Annotated in this window: 14 protein-coding genes and 2 rRNA genes; 14 read left to right on the forward strand and 2 right to left on the reverse strand. The window is 50.3% G+C overall.

Annotation, left to right across the window (positions count from 1 at the left end; translation table 11 throughout):
• Positions 1-80 (forward strand): 23S ribosomal RNA (locus JW814_01935); the annotation flags it as partial.
• A 68-nt stretch (positions 81-148) separates the two neighbouring features.
• Positions 149-265 (forward strand): 5S ribosomal RNA (gene rrf / locus JW814_01940).
• Positions 266-390: 125 nt separating this feature from the next.
• Here rrf and JW814_01945 read toward each other — a convergent pair.
• Positions 391-2,046 (reverse strand): hypothetical protein, encoded by a 1,656-nt coding sequence (locus JW814_01945; protein MBN2070190.1) that lies wholly within the window; start codon positions 2,044-2,046, stop codon positions 391-393.
• A gap of 111 nt (positions 2,047-2,157) precedes the next feature.
• Between JW814_01945 and JW814_01950 the strand changes: the two genes are divergently transcribed.
• A complete protein-coding gene (locus JW814_01950) occupies positions 2,158-2,442 on the forward strand; it encodes a TMEM165/GDT1 family protein (GenBank protein MBN2070191.1) in 285 nt (94 codons plus the stop codon).
• A gap of 63 nt (positions 2,443-2,505) precedes the next feature.
• Here the strand turns inward: JW814_01950 and JW814_01955 are convergent, their stop codons facing one another.
• On the reverse strand, positions 2,506-3,360 hold the full coding sequence (locus JW814_01955; protein MBN2070192.1) for an aminotransferase class IV: 855 nt from the start codon (positions 3,358-3,360) through the stop codon (positions 2,506-2,508).
• Positions 3,361-3,529: 169 nt separating this feature from the next.
• Between JW814_01955 and JW814_01960 the strand changes: the two genes are divergently transcribed.
• From JW814_01960 to JW814_02010, 11 genes are all read left to right on the forward strand, one after another.
• Entirely contained in the window at positions 3,530-4,756 is a 1,227-nt protein-coding gene (locus JW814_01960) for a tyrosine--tRNA ligase (protein ID MBN2070193.1), read from the forward strand.
• Between the two features lie 59 nt (positions 4,757-4,815).
• On the forward strand, positions 4,816-5,214 hold the full coding sequence (locus JW814_01965) for a carboxymuconolactone decarboxylase family protein (protein ID MBN2070194.1): 399 nt from the start codon (positions 4,816-4,818) through the stop codon (positions 5,212-5,214).
• Complete coding sequence (locus tag JW814_01970) at positions 5,171-6,172, forward strand: hypothetical protein (protein MBN2070195.1); 1,002 nt, start codon at positions 5,171-5,173, stop codon at positions 6,170-6,172. Before JW814_01965 ends, JW814_01970 begins: the two co-directional genes overlap by 44 nt.
• A gap of 80 nt (positions 6,173-6,252) precedes the next feature.
• Complete coding sequence (locus tag JW814_01975) at positions 6,253-7,431, forward strand: hypothetical protein (protein MBN2070196.1); 1,179 nt, start codon at positions 6,253-6,255, stop codon at positions 7,429-7,431.
• A gap of 136 nt (positions 7,432-7,567) precedes the next feature.
• A complete protein-coding gene (locus tag JW814_01980) occupies positions 7,568-8,956 on the forward strand; it encodes a hypothetical protein (protein ID MBN2070197.1) in 1,389 nt (462 codons plus the stop codon).
• Positions 8,957-9,060: 104 nt separating this feature from the next.
• Positions 9,061-11,073, forward strand: coding sequence for a hypothetical protein (locus tag JW814_01985; GenBank protein MBN2070198.1), 2,013 nt, complete (start codon positions 9,061-9,063; stop codon positions 11,071-11,073).
• A gap of 236 nt (positions 11,074-11,309) precedes the next feature.
• Positions 11,310-12,548 carry a glycosyltransferase family 2 protein gene (locus JW814_01990; protein ID MBN2070199.1) on the forward strand — a complete coding sequence of 413 codons (1,239 nt, stop codon included), beginning with the start codon at positions 11,310-11,312 and terminating at the stop codon, positions 12,546-12,548.
• 109 nt (positions 12,549-12,657) lie between these two features.
• Positions 12,658-13,974 (forward strand): polysaccharide biosynthesis C-terminal domain-containing protein, encoded by a 1,317-nt coding sequence (locus tag JW814_01995; GenBank protein ID MBN2070200.1) that lies wholly within the window; start codon positions 12,658-12,660, stop codon positions 13,972-13,974.
• A 52-nt stretch (positions 13,975-14,026) separates the two neighbouring features.
• Positions 14,027-15,238, forward strand: coding sequence for a glycosyltransferase (locus JW814_02000; GenBank protein MBN2070201.1), 1,212 nt, complete (start codon positions 14,027-14,029; stop codon positions 15,236-15,238).
• Between the two features lie 101 nt (positions 15,239-15,339).
• A complete protein-coding gene (locus JW814_02005) occupies positions 15,340-16,452 on the forward strand; it encodes a PDZ domain-containing protein (protein MBN2070202.1) in 1,113 nt (370 codons plus the stop codon).
• A 255-nt stretch (positions 16,453-16,707) separates the two neighbouring features.
• The gene (locus JW814_02010) at positions 16,708-17,454 is read left to right on the forward strand and encodes a YIP1 family protein (protein ID MBN2070203.1); all 747 of its coding nucleotides are present in this window, start codon (positions 16,708-16,710) and stop codon (positions 17,452-17,454) included.
• Positions 17,455-17,561: the final 107 nt, after the last annotated feature.

Consider the following 17,561-nt stretch of genomic DNA (forward strand, 5'->3'; position numbering starts at 1 on the left):
TACAAGGTTGATAGGCCGGAGGTGTAAGCATGGCAACATGTTCAGCCGACCGGTACTAATAGATCGTGAGGCTTAACCAGTTTTTTTGACTTCTTATAAAGATAGCTGTCTTTTGTATCCCTGATTCATTGTCGAAATTTATAGATTTTTCGGTGGCGATAGCGAAGGGGAAACACCCGTTCCCATTCCGAACACGGAAGTTAAGCCCTTCAGCGCCGATGGTACTGCATGGGCAACTGTGTGGGAGAGTAGGACGCCGCCGGTTTTTTAAACAGACCGCCCGGATACGAGCGGTCTGTTTTTTGTATAAAAGGCGAAGTAGAAAATTATGAGAGATATTGATCGGAACTGAAGCGTGATCGGGGGAGATGATTCTTCGCTGCCTATGGTCTAATAGGTGAATATTCTCTCCCGCGGCAGATCGCTGAACAGGTCGAGAAATGCGATCTCCGAAGGAAGAAGGAGCGTATACCCTTCACCCTCTTTTTCACGGACAAGAGGGATGAGAGCCGGGGGGATAGTGTTGAGACTGAACCCTCTCGCGTCGGCGACGATCACCTCCGAATCATCTATCATGTAGGAATGGACGAAGACCCCTTCGACTATGTTACCTTCAGAGACCTTGATCAATCGCTCGGTGGCTGCCATCGAGTATACGAGGTATCCATATGATTCCCAACTGGCAGGAATGAAGAATCGCCCGGGCGGAGAAATCGCGCCGGTCTTTCCGATTGTACCCGCGAGGAGTCTCGTCTGCATATCGCCGTACCTGTCGATTCTCTCCATCACCCTTTCGTGGTAGTAAAAAAATGTTCCGTGAGGTTCTTTCATCGAGGCTGGAGCAGCGCTGTTGTACGCCCTGTAAAGGATCTCGGGAAGAAAGATATTTAATAGCAGAGCCGCGGCGACTACCGCGAAGGTCTTTTTGGGAGACAGGTATGCAAGGAATATCTTCGCAGCTATCCAGACGGCCGCTGGAATAATAATATAGTAATGCCGGATCACGGGAACGGGCCAGAGAAGCCACAGGGCAAGGGATGGAATGATCCAGAGCAGAGCGGGAAAGAAGTTCCCTGCCTCGATTCTTTTTCCAGCGAAGCTCCGCCTGGCCAGTGCCGTGGCGATCCCCGCAAAAATTATAAATATCGTTCCTGTCCCGACTCCGAGAGAAGCCCAGACGATAGTCCTCGGCAGGCCGCTTATGGAAAGAGTGTCGTGATACATATCGGAAAAGGAATCGATAAACCCGGAGATCCCGGTGCCCGCCCCACCTGTCCTCGATGGCAGGGCGCCGAGGAGGGCGAGATATCCAGCCGCCGCGATGACGAGGATCGCTGAAAGGGCGGCAGTATCTTTTTTCCTCTCTTTTCCCATCAGGACAGAGAGAAGGAGAGCTGGAGCGATCATGACGATCTCAGTCCGGATCATTACCGCCGCCGAGGCAAGTACGGAGGTCACGATAAAACAGAAGATGCCACGCCCTGAACGTGATATTCCCCGCCAGCACGACCATGCGCAGAGAAAAAGGAGTATCGAGGGAGTCACGGGGTGGAAATATGTGCCAAGTTCCCAGGCGATCGGGCTGAAGATCACAAGAATGATCACACTCGTAGAAACAGCCGTATTGAACCAGTTTCGCAGGATGATGTATCCTGGCCAGACCGCAAGTGAAGCGCAGACGACTCCGACAGAGTTGAGAAAAGCGATGACATGGCCCGGATCGTCGTAGAATAATGGATATATCGTTTTGAATATGAAATAGAATCCCGGGTTTAATTCTCTTCCATAAAGTAGACAATCGCTGAAGACCGCGCCAGGAGTAGACATCCATGCCATTCCCGCCGCCATTACCATCGAATCGGGTTCGCTCATCCCGTTTCTGTAAATGAATAGATATCTCGTGATGAAGGCGACGGCGAGCAGCAGGGCTACCGCCGCGATATCAGCCCTGTTATGATATGAGAACCCGGGTCCCCCGGGGCCGCCTTTTGTATATTTCTTTCCTGTCACGAAAAGAGGATTAGCACGTCTTCTCTTTTCTGGCAATCATTTTCCATTCGTTATATGATGAGGGAAAGCCGATCGCTGAAAGAGACATTCTTTTATTATTACCCGATCGGATGGAATGAGATCCTGATACGAGAGGTAGAAGATAGAATGGAAATGAAAATTTTCTTTACCGTTTTCTGGACTGTCCTGGTCGCCGAGCTTGGAGACAAGACCCAGCTCGCCACGCTGCTATTTGCCAGCGACAAGGATACGCACAAGTGGTCTGTATTTGCGGGAGCTTCTCTTGCTCTGCTGGCGACATCGGCGCTCGCCGTCTTTTTCGGGAGCCTTCTTTCAAACTATCTGAGTCCGAAGGTCATGTCGATAATAGCGGGAGCAGGATTCATATTGATCGGCATATTGATTCTCACTCGCGGAGTGTCAGGGAATTAGCTGATTGAAATGCCATGAAGCGTTTCAACTCGTGACATGAATCGAGTGACGTCTGTTCGCCTGTCATTTTTCGATATACCTGGTGTAAAGCTGCTGAAGTCTTCGCGTTATCTTACCCGGCTTTCCCGAGGTCACTTTCTTGCCATCGCAGATCGTCACAGGCATCACTTCCCTCGTTGTGCTCAGTATCATCATCTCGTCGGCATAGATCAGTTCTTCCTTTTTTATCGGGCGCTGATCGACCGGTATACCGGCCCGCTCGCAGAGATCGATGACGATCTTTCTGGTAATGCCGCCAAGGATCCGCGGCGATTCGGGGTGAGTGGCGAGGGCTCCTGAAAAAACCGCGGCGAAACTCGATGATGAGCCCTCCGTGATATCACTTCCAAGGACGAATACTGCTTCATCGGCGCCCTCATCTTCAGCTTTCTGCCTGGCGAGGATATTTGGAAGCAGCGATATCGACTTGATATCGCATCTTCCCCAACGGTCGTCGGGAACGAATATAATAGCTATTCCTTCCTTCTGTTTATTTACTGGACGATCAAGCCTGCTGGCGAAGGCATAGACAGTCGGTGACACGCGTGGGGACGGTACAGTGTGCGAGCGTGGGGCTGTTCCGCGAGTCACCTCTATGTAGACAGTCGAATCGCAGGAGGAGAGATCGTTAGACTCGATCAGTTTTTCCGATATATTCTCGATCAGTGCCGGATCAAATCCTCTGATATCGAGAGCTGCAAGGCTCCGCCCAAGGCGTTCGATATGGTGGCCCGGTTCGAACAACTTTCCCCGATAGCTTCGAACGACCTCATAGACGCCATCAGCGAAAATAAACCCGCGGTCATCGGGAGAAATGCGCGCTTCATCCCTGTTGATGTAGTTGCCGCTTAGAAAAACGATTTCTTTTTTTCCCGTCATAATCAAGAATATACCGCGGAATCGACTTCTCTGCCAGAGATCTCTTTTCCGTTTTAAAGTTCAGAAAATTCTTAATATCTGACGTTTAAAATGTTATCATCTTACAGATTATCCAGGATGCTGTATAAACATGGAACCGGATCGAGTCATAAACGGGGGCCTGAAATCAATGAACGTATTTGATGTTTTCAAGGAACGTGGATTTTTCCAGCAATGTACCGATGAAGAGAGAGTCAGGGCGCTTCTTTCAAAACCTGTCACATGTTATATCGGCTTCGATCCGACCTCTGACAGTTTCCATTGCGGGAGCCTCGTTCCGATAATGGCGCTTGCCCATCTTCAACGAGCCGGCCATAGGGTCATACCTCTAATGGGTGGCGGCACATCGATGATAGGCGATCCGAGCGGCAAGACTGAACTGAGGCAGCTTATAACGATTGAAGAGATCGATTCAAATTCGGCGGGATTAAAAAAGCAGTTTGCCAGATTTATTGACTTCTCCGGGGATAAGGCGCTGATGCTTAATAACGCTGAATGGCTAAGGCCCCTGAACTATATCGAATTCCTTCGTGACATCGGCAGGCATTTCAGCGTCAACAAGATGCTCTCGGCCGAATCGTACAGGATGCGCCTGGAGACAGGGCTCAATTTCATCGAATTCAACTACATGCTGCTGCAGGCCTACGATTTCCTTTTCCTTTACCAGAATCACGGCTGCAAGCTTCAGATGGGAGGAAACGACCAGTGGGGAAATATCCTTGCCGGTACCGATCTGATCCGCAGAGTCACCGGCGGAGACGCTGAGGCTCTCACATTCCCGCTTCTCACGACGGCATGCGGTACGAAGATGGGAAAAACGGAAAAAGGAGCTGTCTGGCTTGATGGCGAAAAGACGCCGCCATATGACTATTATCAATATTGGATAAACACCGATGATCGTGACGTCGGCAGATTCCTCGCCCTTTTCACCTTTCTTCCGATGGAGGAAGTCCACAGGTTTGCAGCTCTTGAGGGAGCCGACCTGCGCCAGGCAAAGGAAGTGCTCGCGTGGGAAGCGACAAGCCTGGTTCACGGCAAGGAAGCGGCTGATAACGCGCGTGAGGCGGCGAGGTCCCTTTTCTGCGGAGATGCAGCGCTCGATTCAGATTCGGTCCCGAGATTCACTATTGAAGAGAAAAAACTCAAGGAAGGTGTCCCGGCTTTCATACTATTTGCCGAATCCGGGATCGTCAGTTCGCGCGGAGAAGCGAGACGCCTTGTCCAGCAGGGCGGGGCTTACGTCAACGGGCGAAGGATCGAGGAATTCGACGAAAAGATCACACTTTCCGATCTGAATGAAGGGTGCATGCTCCTACGGGCGGGCAAGAAAAAATATATGAGGATCGACCCCGTTTGACGTGCTGTTCTTACTGGAAAAGATCGTTCTCTCTGAAAAAGACGGGAAAGGATTAGCATATGCAGGGCGACTGGAAAAAAGATTTTGAAACGGAAAGGGCGCGTCTCAACGGCCTGGTGTTTTCAGGGGGCAATCTTGGAATAAAGAGGTTTTTTGCCCTGGACGGGCAGGCATATCTTGATGGAGCCCTTCCGGCGAAGACGAAAGAATTGATGGGGCTCGCTTCCTCAATGGTCCTTCGGTGCAACGATTGCATAGCTTATCATATCGCCAGGTGCCGCGAGGAAGGAGTGACGAAAGAGGAGTTTTACGAGGCTTTCAACGTCGCTCTGGTGGTCGGAGGTTCGATCGTCATCCCGCATCTCAGGGTAGCGGCGGAGAAGATGGAGGCTCTTTTCGAGCAGGAGAATAATAATGAGGGTGATAACGGCGATTCTTGTCGTTCTGATAGTCGCTAACGGGTCGCTGGCTGCTTCCGAGAAGACGCTGGTATTCAGTTTCAGGGGAACGGGAGTCTATGAGGATCTGATCGACGCGTCCGAAGTGCTTTTTGCCCGGGCTCTGGATCAGCAGGGCAGGTATCAGGCAGTCAGAGCTATTGACGCGGTCGGCGACATCGATTGCCAGAATGTCATTTGCGCCGCGGAAACGGCGCGCCGCGCCGGGTATGAAAAAGCGCTTACAGGGAGCCTGACCAGGCTGGGGTCAAAGGTAATAGCCGGGGTGACTCTTATCGACGCTTCGGATGGCGAAGTACTCTTTACGGCCGAGGGTACCGCGTTGAGCGAGGAAGATCTCGACATTGTCCTGAAAAGACTCGCCATATCGATCTCCGAAGGAAAAAACAGCGATGATACCGCCCGGGTAGGACTTATAACGGAAAATGAATATGATGACGTGAGAAGAAGGAATTCGTACAGCACCGGCGGGCTTCGGGCCGGATTTATATGGCCTGTTGAGAGATCGTTCGGCGGAGTCGAGAGGATGACGGTGATCGATGTGGTATTTCAGCACGACACGAATGATTATTTTCTGGCCGGAAAATCAGGTCTTCACTGGGGCGGGGATATAGATAAAAAAGGGAACTCGGCCTTTGGATTGACGCTGTTCGAGGCGAAGATCGGAAGATACCTCAGCAGAAGCGACTTTGCCCCCTTTATAAGCGCCGGGATAGGAATATCCTGGGCGCGTATCAAGGAGGATGGTCCCGGGGGGGACGAGACAGACAGCGGATCGGGTCTCTCTCTTTCAGCGGGTACGGGGTTTGCCGCGTTCAGGACTTATGATTTTCAGTTTCAACTTGGAATCGATTATGTCATCCTGCTGGAAAGGCTCGGAACTGAATACAGTGAATTGAAAAATCCCCAGGGGATGTTTTTTACCTTCTGCATAAGAAGGAGTGGCGACGGGGATTGATCGAGGGGCCGGATCTGTTCGAAGCCTGGCAGATGGCCGGGATTGTCAGGGACAAGTACAAGATTAGCCGGGAGTGATCGATGAATTTCAGAATATTTCATTATCTGCTTATGAGAAGAAGGATGATCGGATATACCGGGCTTGTCCTGGCCATGGCCGCGCTGATCTATTTATTGATCGCCGACCCACAGTATAAATCGAAAGCACTCCTTATGCCTCCACTCGAAGAAGGGTCCGAAGGTCTTCTTGGAGCATGGATGGCCAAGATGAATCTTCCGTCCATGGTCGTTCCGATGGCCGCGGGTACGACGACGGCGGCTCTTATCGTCGATATTCTCGAGAGCCGCAGGCTGGCAGAGATGGTCATCGAATCAGTCGGCCTCATGGAATGGTACAAGGTGTCCGCGCTGGATGACGCTTTGAGAGAACTCCGTTCCAACACGGCAATATCGAGCTCGGCGACGGGGATGATCACACTCTCCGTGGGCGACCGCGATCCCGAGACAGCTCAAAAGATAGCCCTTGCTTATATATCGAAACTCGATTCCCTCAATCATCTTTTGCAGTATACAAGGTCGGAAAACACGATGGAATTCGTTGCCGTGCAGATCGACAAGTACAGAAAGAGACTGGAGAGATCGAGAATCGAGATCAGTCTTTTTCAAAAAGAGCATGGGATTGTCAATTTCGAAGAACAGGTACGCGGAGCGATAGACGTGGCGGCAGCCCTTAAGACAAGATCGGTCCTCGCCGAGATAGAGCTCGACCTGATCCGGGAATTTGCCACCGATAATGCCATCGAACTCCAGCGCAAGGAAATGGAATTCGAGTACCTGACATTGCAGATGAAAAAGCTGATGGATGATGATTCAACATCCACCGTCTTTTTTCCTCTTTCGAAGATGCCACAGATATATCAGCAATACGCGGCTATTGAGAGGGACCTTCAGGTAAATGAACAGATATATTCCTTCCTTCTGCAAAGGTATGAGGAAAGCGGGATCGAGAAGGCAAGGACAACTCCCTCAGTCCAGATAGTCGATATGCCTGATATACAATCTAGGCGCAGCGGCCTTCCGATATGGGCCAGTGTGATTCTCGCCGCGCTGGCTGGCTGGTTATGGGCCTCGATAGTGCTCGCCTGGTGGGGATGGATCAGTATGCGCGACAGGGCAGCTGAAGAAGAGAACGCGTTCAATGAGGTAGTCGCGCTTTTCAGGAAAGATATCGCGACTCTACGCGGAAGGTTCAAGCTCTGATCATATCGATCAGAGGCGCCTCGCCGCGATTTCCATCATAATATCCAGCTCAATACATTTCACCGCGGGACGGAGCGAGTCAACTTTGTCGATGAGCGCGTCCTTCTTGGAATATGAATTGCATGAAATACCTCTGATGAAGCATAAGATCCGCATAAAGACGATAATCTTCCCCCTGGTATTCACTTCCGCACTTTCAGCGGCCGTGCCACTGCTTGTTTCCGGAGCCAGGCCGTTGCCGTTTCTGGAATATTCGATCGAAATGAAAGATCCGCGACTCGATCTGATAACGGTGACTGGTACGATGCGAGGTCTTCTCGGCGAGGAGACCAGGCTGAAAATCTCACCCGATAACGGGGGAGGCAAACTTGATCCGATCGGTTTTGCCGCTTGCGGGACTGACCGGTCTCCCATGGAGGCTAAGAGAGAGGGAGATATATGGATCATCGGAAGCGGGGGAAAAGAACTGACTTTCTCCTATGACGTGGTATTGACAGTCGAAGACAGGTATTTGCCAGAAATCAGGGGGATGATGACTCTTGTCGACAGCGAAAGGTCACGGATCACCGGACGCGATATCTTTCTTGTGCCTGCCGATGAAGTCTCCGGAGGGATAATCATAGATATCGGCCTCTTTCCGGACAGAGAATTGAGGGCGACCTGTTTGAGTAATGGAAATCGCCTAATAGTTCCGGAAGCCTCTTCACTCGATGTCATGCTGGCTGTTTCCGGAGAATACAGATACTCGGAGGCCCGGATAGCCGATACCGATCTGGTACTGGCGATCGCTGGAGAATGGGCCTTTGATGACGGGGAATTTTTTGATGTGGTGAAGAATATAGTCGGCCGCGAGATAGATATGTTCGGTTCATCGCCGAGGAAGAAATATCTTTTTGTATGCGACCGGAATCCGGTGAGAGGGAGCAAGGGATACGATTTCTACGGAGTCCACTATGGTGGAGGGATGCTCCTGCTATTCGACTCGAAGATTGACAGAAGCCAGCTCTACGGTACCCCGATGGCGATAATATCACACGAATTCTTTCACAACTGGAACGGAGAATTCCTCGCGCCGGCATCTGATTCGTTCAGCTGGTTCACCGAGGGGGCTACGGTATTCTATTCTTACCAGGTGCTTCTTCAGGAGAGGATAATATCAGAAGAACAATATCTGGAAAAAAGAAGGGTAATAGAACAACGATACTTCGATAACCCGGAATTAGCATGTGTCCCGATCGGAGATGCCTGCAACAGCGATCTTTCCGACAAGGATATGGTCAACATGCTCTACGATGGAGGTTTCCTCGCCGCTGAAGCTATCGATGGATGGATATTGGAAAAGTCAGGCGGAAAGTATCATCTTATCGATATCATGAGATCGATTTACCAGAAGAATCCGGGCGGAGTGGTCATCGATGAGGAATATCTCTGCCTGTCGATCGGAGAGGTTGTCGGGTCGGATATCTCCCCATTCATCAGGGAACTGATACATACCAGCGCTACGGCAATACTGGCCAGCTCGTAAATTCTTGATTTTATCATCGTTCTGTACTACATTCTTCCCCGGAATCAGAGTCTTTGAATATCCGACCCGCGTATTCGGATATCTTCTGAAAGCAGGGACGCAAGATGTATTCTATCAGGATAAAAACCCTGGCAGTACTGCTCGTTATTTCAGTGATCATGATCGCGAGCGGATCGTTATGCCGCCTTGCCGCCCAGGACGAACTGCAGGCGCTTGAAAAGACCGAAACGGCAGGATGGTTGAAGTCGGGAAAAATAAGGGAGCTTTACCCTGTCTGGGGCAGCGGTGAAAGGCCTTCGCGCGTTTTCATCGAAAAGTACGCTTCATCTCTCAGGGTGGAGGCGCTTGTCTCGTACAGGGATACTTTGTGGATAGGAACGGAAGGCGGGCTTTACGCCTACAGCACCGTCCACGATTCTCTGTCTGGTGTCGAAGGGCCGTTCTTTGTCGCGGTAAAGGCTCTGGCTGTCGATGACGAAGGATCTCTCTGGGTCGGAGGGGATGAGGGAATAAGCGTAAGAAGAGGATCGGCCTGGTTCCATTACAGTTCAGACAACATATCCTTTTTGAAAAGAGTGACCGGCATCGTCAACGGCGACGGCAGGGTCTGGGTCACTACGTTCGGGAAAGGATGCGGCTACGTGATCTCTGATTCGTTGACAGTCCTTAGCAGAGCCGATTCCCTGCTTGATGACAGGGTCAACTGCATCATCGAAGAGAGAGATGGCATAATATGGTTTGGCACGGCGAGCGGACTCTGCAGGGCGGACAGTTTCAGCTGGCAGTCTCTTCGCTACGGAAGCAGGATTCCGACAGGCTCGATAAACGATATGAGTCTCGACGAGGAGGGAAATATTTTCCTCGCCGTTGAAGGCGCAGGCGTAGCGAGGTTGAACCTGGGACGCGTAACGAGATACGGAGCGAAGGATGGCCTTCCGGAAGGAGAGATCAACGCTTTCAGTCTCGATCCGGCAGGGCGGGTCTGGGCCGCGGGACGATCTGGCGTGAGCGTGTATGACGGGTCGGGGTGGATGCCTATGAGTTTTCCCGGGATGCAACTCTCGGAGTATGGTTTTCTCTCCATCTGCCACGATGTAGAGGGAACGGCATATACAGGCACAGACAGGGGTAGTTTTATTATCAGTAATATCGATTATGCCAGGGAGGTCGCGATCCCTCAGAGATTCCCCATTTCAATGGTATCGGTAATAGCTGAATATGATGGTGTGATCTGGATGATGTCCGGGTCGAGGATCTTTCGTTTTCGTCAGAAGATCGAGGAGATAAGACTCCCCGATCCGTGGTTTGAGGGAGCTCTGACAGGAATGACGATTGACCGGTCCGGGATCCTGTGGGTCTCTACCCGGTTCGGGATACTACAGTTCAATAACGGAGCATGGCAGATCTTCGACAAGAGGCTCGGACTCCCTACTGATCATTTCAGGTGGGTATCGAGAGGAGATGGAGATGATCTCTGGTTCGGGACATTCAACAAGGGGATCATGAGGCTGACGTCGAAGGGATGGACTCACTATACCGATCAGAACGGTCTTCCATCGAATATTATTACAGGCCTCGTGACAGATTCGGATCGCCTCCCCTGGATCCTTTCAGAATCCGGAAAGATAGCCAGATTCGTATCAGATAAATGGGAGTCGTTCGATATGTCCCCGCGCGGAAAGGCTTGGTCGACTCCCGTCGACCCCGAGCCGGAGCTCGATGCGGCGATCCGTTTCATCGGGGGGAAAAAAGATTCCGGGGTCGAGGTCTCGGCTTTGAACGGATTCGCGCTTGGAACTGACAGCGCCGGAAGGGTCCTCTTCTGCCGCTCGGATGGAATATTCAGATATTCAGAGAACAGCTGGCAGGTCATCGATATTCCCGACGCGGCAAGGAGATATTCCGTTTCATCGATAACTGGAATGGCAAACGGAGAATTATATCTCGGTACGAAGGGCTCCGGACTTCTGATCCGAAGGAGCGGGGGTTGGATCGGCCTTGGAGTGGACGATGGCCTTTCCGATGAAGATATACTGACGATCTGTCGCGACAGGAGCGGCCGTCTCTGGGCGGGCACCCGTAGTGGGGGCATAAGTATAATAAATACGGGCAAATAGAGCGCGGTCTATATTTAGATGATTGACAGGGGACTCCAACGATAATATATTATACGGGAAAAGGAGTTATATAGAAAGATCGTTACTGTTTTCTTGATTGTCTGTATCGTGTTTAAACGAGGGTGATTGAAGAGAACGATAACGTCTTTTTTTATCTGTCCTGACAGATAATGGTTGATTCCTGTTCGGCCAGGATGATACTTTACGGCCTTCGTTCATTTGCGGGAGAAAAATTAATGGATGTAATGGTCAAACTCCTTATCGCTGCGATAATATCCTATGTCCTCTATATCTATATCGGGTATCCTGCCATCCTCTTTATACTGGGTCTCTTTAAAAGACCTTCGATCCGGTCTGTCAACGGGGAACTGCCGACTGTGGCACTTATCATCTCGGCTCATAATGAAGAACGCATAATCAGGGAAAAACTCGAGAATTCACTCAAGATAGACTATCCCAGCCATCTTTTGAGAATAATTGTCGCGAGCGACGGTTCGATCGACGATACCGATAATATCGTTAGGGAATACGAAGACAGAAATGTGACACTTAAATCTTTCGATCGAAGGGAAGGGAAAAGCGCCACCCTTAATAAGGCTGTTCTCGGGATAGAAGAAGAAATCCTTGTCTTCTCAGACGCCAACGCTTTTTACCAGGAAGATTCGATCAGGAAACTTGTGCGTAACTTCGCAGACAGCGAGACGGGTTGCGTTGTTGGAAGACTTAGATATCTTGACAGCGATTCATATGTCGGACGCGGAGAAAGCCTCTATCAGAGGTATGAGGGGCTTCTTAACCGTCTCGAAAGCCGTTTGAAATCAGTCCTGATAGCGACAGGGACGATTTTCGCGATCAGGAGAGACCTCTTCAGGCCGGTAATGAAAGATGTCGCCAATGATTTTCAGATCCCCGCCGAGATCGCCACACAGGAATTCGGGATCGTATATGACGCTGAAGCGGTAGCATATGAACGATCCACCTACTTTTTTACCGAAGAATTCAACAGGAAACGCAGGATAGTGATCAGGGGATTGACCGGGTTCCGACATCTGCGCGGCGATTTTGGAGGAAGCTTCAGGATATACCAGTTTATTTCCCGAAAGATGCTGAGGTGGTGGGTAGGAGCGCTTCTCCCGGTCCTGTACATCGCAAACATATTTCTTCTTTCCGATCCGCCTTATCTTGTTTTTTTCGTCCTTCAGAATCTCTTTTATCTGTTCGCACTGACCGGAGCGCTGCTGAGAAGGGGACACATAAGGACCAGGATATTCTATATACCTTTCTATTTTGTGATGGTCAACTCGGCAGCTTTCGCCGCGATATTGACTTTCCTTGCAGGCAGGCGATTTTCATCATGGGAAAAAGCCGAGACTACGCGCGACGTCGAGAAAGACCAGTTTGAATCTCCCGCCCTGCGGGTCATCGAAGGAAAGAAAACTTCAAAACGGATCGAGAAACTAAACAAGATCACCTGACATCACCTGGTCTTTATGCTATAAAATTGCAGGGTCGGGACCTGGTTCGGCATATGATCCGGGATCCGGCCCTCTTCTGTTGTTGATACTTTATCAGGCGGGGGATCAGGTGTCATTTTTCAAAAACGCGTCATACACATTCGCTACAAAGATCGCGCTGCTGGTCATAGGCGTGGTGAGCAGCATTATAACTGTCAGGATCCTCGGAGCTGAAGGTAAGGGACTTTTTTCGCTCAGTATCATTTCGGCGTCGGTGATATTCAATTTCGCGAATCTGGGAATCGGGACCGGAGCCGGATATTATCTTGGAAAAAAAAAGGTCGATCTGGAGGTGCTCGCCGGTAACTGGCTCAGCCTGTCGGTCATCATCGGCATCTCCGTGACGATCGTCTCGATCTCGGCCGCCCCGCTGATAGCGGGGATAGTGCTGCCTGACGTACCTGTAAGGTTTATCATTATCGGATTGTTAACAATACCGTTTCTGGTATTGATCTACAATTTCCAGATGCTCAACAAGGCGAATTCCGATTTCAGGTCGTTCAACATAATAGAACTTCTTCAGCGTCTTTTCTTTCTCGCTGCTTTCCCTCTCCTTTACATTATCCTCACGCTCGATCCGATACAACTGGCGCTGGCTGTCTACCTTGTATCATTTGCCGTAACGGCATCTGTTCTTCTCGCCAGGTGGTCGAGGACAGTGAAGTTGCGTTTCAGGTGGGACAAGCGTCTTGCCGGATCATCGACGAAGTTCGGTATCCAGGGACATATGGCCAATTTTCTAGGATTTCTGAACCTGCGTCTTGATATGCTTCTGATCAACTATTTTATCGGTCCGGCAGCGGTTGGATATTATTCAATATCGGTGATGATAGCCGAGAGATTATGGTACCTGCCTGACGCCCTGGGAATAGTGCTCTATCCGAGGATAGCGCATGGAGGCGAAAAAGAATCGAATCTTGTCACGGCGGTCATCTGCAGGCAGACAGTGGCGATCTTAATGGGATCAATAACAGTAGTCCTTCTTGCCGCGAAGTACGTCATAAGCCTGTTGTACACCGATCTTTTTCTGGCCGCGCTGACCCCGCTCTTTCTGTTGCTTCCGGGAGTCCTTTCGGCCGGTATATCCAGGATCGTCTCGAATGACCTTCTGGCCAGGGGGCATCCCGCCGTTAATATGACAGCGGGAGGAGTGGCCCTGGTGATAAATATTATTTCGAATATAATACTAATCCCGAAAATGGGGATAAGCGGCGCCGCCCTGTCGACGTCGATATCATATTCTATACAACTGGCTGTTCTGCTGGCCTCTTTCAGAAGAATCACAGGGGTCGGGATGAAAGACCTTTTGATACCGCGCTATGAAGAGATGAAAGGTCTGGCCTTATCGGCCATGCGGAATATTGGTACGGGGAAGAGGCGGTGTTGATTCGGAGATCAGGTTGCGAATGTCGACATTGGCGCATAGAGGCGAAAAAGGAATGAGCGTGAGGCCAGAAAAGATACTTATTCTGACGAGTTCCCTCGGTGGGGGAGGCGCGGAAAGGCATATTCTTAACCTTTGCCGGTATCTCAACGCCTGTTCGGTAGAAGTCGAACTGATGACGATCTCTCCGGAAAAAAACCAGCTTGAGAATGAATTCCGGGAGGAAAAGATCCCTGTCAGGTATTTCCCCCTGTCATCGCTGAAAAAACTTTTGTTGCCTGGAAAGATGAGAGCCCTGAAAAAAACAGTCAGGGAGATATCGCCCGATCTTATCCACGCCCACCTTTTCCACGCCGAGGTCACCGGCGTTTTCGCGTCGTACCTTGCCGGGATCCCGCTGATAGTGACCAGGCACAGTTCCGGGATCGAGTTCGAAGGATTCAGAAGGGTCATCAGCAGGATAATATCAGGTCGGATAAGTCATGTTGTCGCGGTCAGTGCTGAAGCGGCGAGAGAAGCTTTAGCCTGTGGAAACGCCGGCAGCAGGGTGTCGACCCTGCCGAGCGGGATCGATACGGATATTTTTGTTCCGCTGGCGGAAGAAGAAAAAGTGAAAGCCAAATCGGAATGGCTCGAACGGCTGTTCACGGATAAAGCGTCAGGTAATGAGATCGTCGTTGGCACTCTGGCGAGGATGAGGAAGGAAAAGAATCACCCTCTGTTTCTGCGGATAGTGTCGAGGATCATCGAAGAACGGGGATCTGACGATCGTGCTGTCAGGTTTGTCATAATAGGTGATGGTCCGGAGAGGCAGAAACTCGAGTCGCTTCGCTCCGATCTTGGCCTGGGCGGGATTGTCTCGATGCCGGGATTCAATTCTGACGCGCCGGAGATATTACCCCTTTTTGATATATTCATCCTTACCTCCGATCATGAAGGAGTCCCTCTTGCCCTTCTTGAGGCGATGTCATGCGGCGCTGCGTGCGTGGCAAGCAACGTGGGCGGCGTGGCGAGCGTTCTGAGAGGCTCCGGGATCATCGTGGAGCCGGGTGATACCGACGGCTTTGTAAGGGAGGTATCGACCCTGATAGACTACCCCGAAAAACGATCCCTTCTCTCCAGAAAATCGAGGGGAAAGATAGTCCTCGATTATGATATCGCTGCCTGGGGCAGGAGCATGCTTGAGATCTACGGAAAAGTCAGCCGGATAGTGCCGGCAACCGGTAGCGCGCGAATAAAAATAATACGGAAAAACGGAAAAAACTGAAACTTTTATCTCCCTGATGGATATATATCTCAGAAGAGAGTTATCAGCCACTATTCATAGACCCCTGAGGAGGTGAGGGGCTGCCGGAAGCAGCCAATAATATGAGGAAGATCCTATTCATATCCCTCTCGCTGATGGCAGTGCTGACGCTGGCCATGACATCGTTCGCGCTGGCCGGCGAGAAAGTGATCATCAAGCGAGCCGGTGATTCCAAGGACGTAAAAGTCGATCTACTTGAGAAAAAAGGCGCCTATATAGGCATTTTTATGGAAAGACTCGAGAAGGAAGACAGCGGAAGACTCGACTATTCCAAATCGAACGGTGTTCTGATAGTAGAGGTAGTCGAGGACAGCCCGGCTGAGAAGGCAGGGTTCGAAGCGGACGATATCATCTACAAATTCGACGGGAAGAAAGTGGAAGACCAGGAGCATCTTCTTGAGCTTCTGGCGGAAAAATCTCCCGGTGATATGATCGATGTAGTCGTGTACAGGAACGGCGACAAGAAGGAATATAAGCTCGAACTGGGCGAACAGACGAAACAATACTATACGATAAATGTAGATGATGATGACGTCTATTTCGGCGATGAGATAGGTAAAAGAGTAGCGAAGATCAAAATGGACCTCTGCAAGGATGAATTCGGCCGAGCAAAGAAGATGGCCAGGATGCGTCTTTCAGGGGATGATGATATGGTATGGTTCTGCGAGGACAGGCTTTTCCTCGGAGTCAGGGTCGAACCTCTCAATGATGATCTTGCCGGATACTTCTCCATGAAAGGGGAGGAAGGCGTTCTTGTAATGGAGGTCTTTGAGGATTCCGCCGCTGAAAAAGGCGGTATCAAGAGCGGAGACGTGATTATACAGGTCGCAGATGAGAAGATAACCGATCCGGGGAGCCTTATCGAAGCTCTCAGTGATTTCGATGATGATGCAGAGAAAATAGACGTCACTTTGGTCAGAAAAGGCAAAAAGATGACGTTGACTTTCGATACCAAAGAGATGGAATCCGTCGATCAGGCGGCGTATTTTCCGAAAGATTTCGGGAAGTGGAATGATTCGTTCAAACATTTCAAGATGAAGCCTTTCGATGATGATCAGCATTTCCAGGTACTGAAAAAGGAGAAATTGATCGAACTCAGGGAGCTTGACGAGCTCAGGGAAGAACTTGAGATGATGAAGGAACGCCTGAAAAAACTCGAAAAAGAGCAGGATTAGTCTACGACGATCGAGAAGGCGGCCGGGGCATCGTTCCGGCCGCCATTTTATTCAACCTTTCCCAGCCACCTAACTACTTTGATATCAGACAGATCGGATATTTCGCCGACTCACCGTCCTTGAACGGTTATAAGGTGTTAAATCCTTTGACAGTCGAGGCAAAGTTGTCTATTTTAAAGCTTGTTCCCGACCTGCCGGGATCTGTCTGCAGGTGCGGCTGTTCAGATTCATTTACACTCTCAAAGGAGTAAGGAAATGGATGAAAACGGTGGAAATCGTATGGAAGGAAATGCAGTAGAGACCACCTCTGGATCGAAACAGACAGGGGGGCTTTTTGCTTCACTACTTGATATATTCATCGATCCCCCAAAGGTATTCAGGCGGATAGACCAGGGAATGGAATGGTGGAAGGGTTTCATTCCGCTTGTTATCATAAACATGGTGATCGCCTGGTTCTCGCTGCCGGTGCAGAGGGCGCTCGTAGCGCTTAATGAGCGCGGGTTGAGCGAAGAGCAGGTGCAGGCGACTATTGAAGGTATGGAGAAGCTTGGCTGGGTCGGTCTCATCGCCGTCCCGATCGTCATTATCATAATGCTTTTGATCGCTGCCGGCATCACCAACCTTGTAATCAATATCGTAAGCGCGAGATCCGATTTCAAAAAGTGTCTTTCACTTATGACTTTCGCCGGTTTTATCTCGGTCCTGGAACAGGCGATCTCGGTGATAGTCGTCAGAAGCAGGGGACTTGACGCCGTCGAATCGGCTGCCGATCTTCAGATCCAGATTGGACCTGGCGCGTTATTCACCGAAGCCGAGGGATTCATGGCGGCTTTGTGGAAGTCATTGAGTCTTTTTCAGATATGGTATTTCATAGTATTTGTTCTTGGATTGTCGGTGATTTTCAGGATCGACAGGAAAAAGGCGGCAGTCCCCGCGATAGTGATGTGGCTGATAGGCCTTGGTTTTATTTTTATCAGCCAGAAGTTTAACAGTATGGGGTGATTATTTTCCTCAGGCAGCTCTGAACCGGTATATCGCGAATAATCCTGATGGCCAGGGATCCGTTGTCTGAAAAACGAAATAAAAATCATAAATGGAAACCAGGAGGT

It is taken from the genome of Candidatus Krumholzibacteriota bacterium, assembly GCA_016932415.1.
Lineage (GTDB): Bacteria > Krumholzibacteriota > Krumholzibacteriia > Krumholzibacteriales > Krumholzibacteriaceae > Krumholzibacterium.

Excerpts from the sequence above, each read along its gene's own strand:
- JW814_01950 (MBN2070191.1), top strand. The coding sequence starts at position 2,158 with ATGGAAATGAAAATTTTCTTTACCGTTTTCTGGACTGTCCTGGTCGCC.
- JW814_01955 (MBN2070192.1), bottom strand. The coding sequence starts at position 3,360 with ATGACGGGAAAAAAAGAAATCGTTTTTCTAAGCGGCAACTACATCAAC.
- JW814_01960 (MBN2070193.1), top strand. The coding sequence starts at position 3,530 with ATGAACGTATTTGATGTTTTCAAGGAACGTGGATTTTTCCAGCAATGT.
- JW814_01965 (MBN2070194.1), top strand. The coding sequence starts at position 4,816 with ATGCAGGGCGACTGGAAAAAAGATTTTGAAACGGAAAGGGCGCGTCTC.
- JW814_01970 (MBN2070195.1), top strand. The coding sequence starts at position 5,171 with ATGAGGGTGATAACGGCGATTCTTGTCGTTCTGATAGTCGCTAACGGG.
- JW814_01975 (MBN2070196.1), top strand. The coding sequence starts at position 6,253 with ATGAATTTCAGAATATTTCATTATCTGCTTATGAGAAGAAGGATGATC.
- JW814_01980 (MBN2070197.1), top strand. The coding sequence starts at position 7,568 with ATGAAGCATAAGATCCGCATAAAGACGATAATCTTCCCCCTGGTATTC.
- JW814_01985 (MBN2070198.1), top strand. The coding sequence starts at position 9,061 with ATGTATTCTATCAGGATAAAAACCCTGGCAGTACTGCTCGTTATTTCA.
- JW814_01990 (MBN2070199.1), top strand. The coding sequence starts at position 11,310 with ATGGATGTAATGGTCAAACTCCTTATCGCTGCGATAATATCCTATGTC.
- JW814_02000 (MBN2070201.1), top strand. The coding sequence starts at position 14,027 with ATGAGCGTGAGGCCAGAAAAGATACTTATTCTGACGAGTTCCCTCGGT.
- JW814_02005 (MBN2070202.1), top strand. The coding sequence starts at position 15,340 with ATGAGGAAGATCCTATTCATATCCCTCTCGCTGATGGCAGTGCTGACG.
- JW814_02010 (MBN2070203.1), top strand. The coding sequence starts at position 16,708 with ATGGATGAAAACGGTGGAAATCGTATGGAAGGAAATGCAGTAGAGACC.